The following is a 1,581-nucleotide window of genomic DNA, read 5'->3' as shown; positions in this document are numbered from 1 at the left end:
GTGGTTGGTAGAAGACGGCCTTAGGTTTTCACCTTTGTACCGTCAGCCCCAATCAGAACCCGACGTGCGGATTTCCCGCATCGGGCTCCCCAGAGTCGTTCACAGGTTAGCTCGTTAGATGGTTGGATGGATTAACTTAGGCTCCGGAAGCCTGAACCAATCTTTCCTTCTCAAGTAGGACCAGTATAGACGATGTCTTTGGCTTCTCCTTCGAAGGGACCGGATCCATTGCCGTTCAATTTGTCTTTTAAGGCTATGCAGTTTGTAGTCGCAATGGTAAAGCGAAAAGTACTGGTAGAATCCTCGAAGCATCATCGTCAGTTGTTTCTGCTGATCTCGCCGTTTCCAATGGCTATGCGCTCTCAGCCAAGTTCTGACGCGGTCCGTGAATTTCCGGCAACTCTTCACACTTGGTATTCGTACAAGCGCGAATTCGCCTTTTTGTCCAACTCCGCAGACATGCTTAAAGCCCAGAAAATCGAAGGTCTCCGGATTTTCTCCGTATTCCGCTTTTCGCTCTCTTGCAAATCGTCCAAAGATCATAAGCCGGGTCTTTTCTTCTGCTAATTCAAGACCGAATTGCTTCATCCGTTCATTTAACAGCGTCTGAAAGTTCTCTGCATCCCGTTTGTATTCGAAACACACCACGTAATCATCAGCAAATCGGATCAAGTAGGCTTCTCCTTGAAAACATCTCTTGCACCGTTTCTCAAACCATAAATCCAGCACGTAATGCAGATAGATGTTTGCAAGTAGCGGACTAATTGGGCCGCCTTGTGGCGTTCCTTCCTCATTCCGTGTGACTACTCCGTGTTGCATAACTCCTGCTCGCAGCCATTTTCCAATGAGATGCAGGATAACAGGATCAGCGACCCGATGTTCAACCATCTTCATCAACCATTCATGATTAATATGATTGAAGTAGCCCCGGATATCCGCTTCGAACACATGTCTTACCTTCTTGGTTACAATGCACGATCTGAGCGCCTTCAGTGCCATGTGCGGGTTTCGTCCCGGACGGAATCCATAAGAGATTTCCAGAAAATCCTGCTCGAAGATCGCTTCGACTACTCTCGCTACTGCTCGTTGTACCAATCTGTCTTCCACTGTAGGAATACCCAGCGGACGTGTCTTCCCATTTCCTTTTGGGATATCCACTCGCCTTACAGCTGGAGCCTTGTAGCGATTTTGTTTGAGCCTTGACCAGAGATCCTCCGTTCTCTCTTTCAGATTTGCTTCAAATTGAGCCATTGTTTCTCCATCTATCCCGCTCGCACCTTTGCGATTCATCAATCCCCACGTTTCTTGTAGAAATTCGGGTGTGATGAAATGCGCAAGTGATGTGAACCGGATTTTCTTATCTTGCCGAGCCTTCTCTGTTATCTTAGCCAGTTTTGTTGACATACATTGTCCACCTCTGTGTGTGGGATATGTTTCGCTGTTAAGAGCTTACTCTGTCCTGCCGCTTCCCCCTGTACGTGGCTTTCCCACGCTCCGAGTACTACCAGCAGGTCCGACTTCCACCGCGACTTCCGCTTCCCTATGGATGGTCCTTTTAGTCCGCGTACTCCATTTTTTTTT

At 47.9% G+C, this 1,581-nt stretch carries 2 protein-coding genes; both read right to left on the bottom strand.

What is annotated here, in order from left to right; genetic code table 11:
* Window positions 1-114: 114 nt before the first annotated feature.
* Window positions 115-1,404 carry a group II intron reverse transcriptase/maturase gene (gene ltrA, locus AC58P7_RS33400; protein ID WP_497350358.1) on the bottom strand — a complete coding sequence of 430 codons (1,290 nt, stop codon included), beginning with the start codon at window positions 1,402-1,404 and terminating at the stop codon, window positions 115-117.
* Window positions 1,380-1,581, bottom strand: a 202-nt coding sequence (locus tag AC58P7_RS33395) for a hypothetical protein (RefSeq protein ID WP_497350357.1), incomplete at its 5' end; no start/stop codon positions are given. The genes AC58P7_RS33395 and ltrA, both read right to left, overlap by 25 nt.

This window comes from Paenibacillus sp. J22FR5, assembly GCF_059691975.1.
This window is presented reverse-complemented; position numbering and strand designations above follow the sequence as displayed.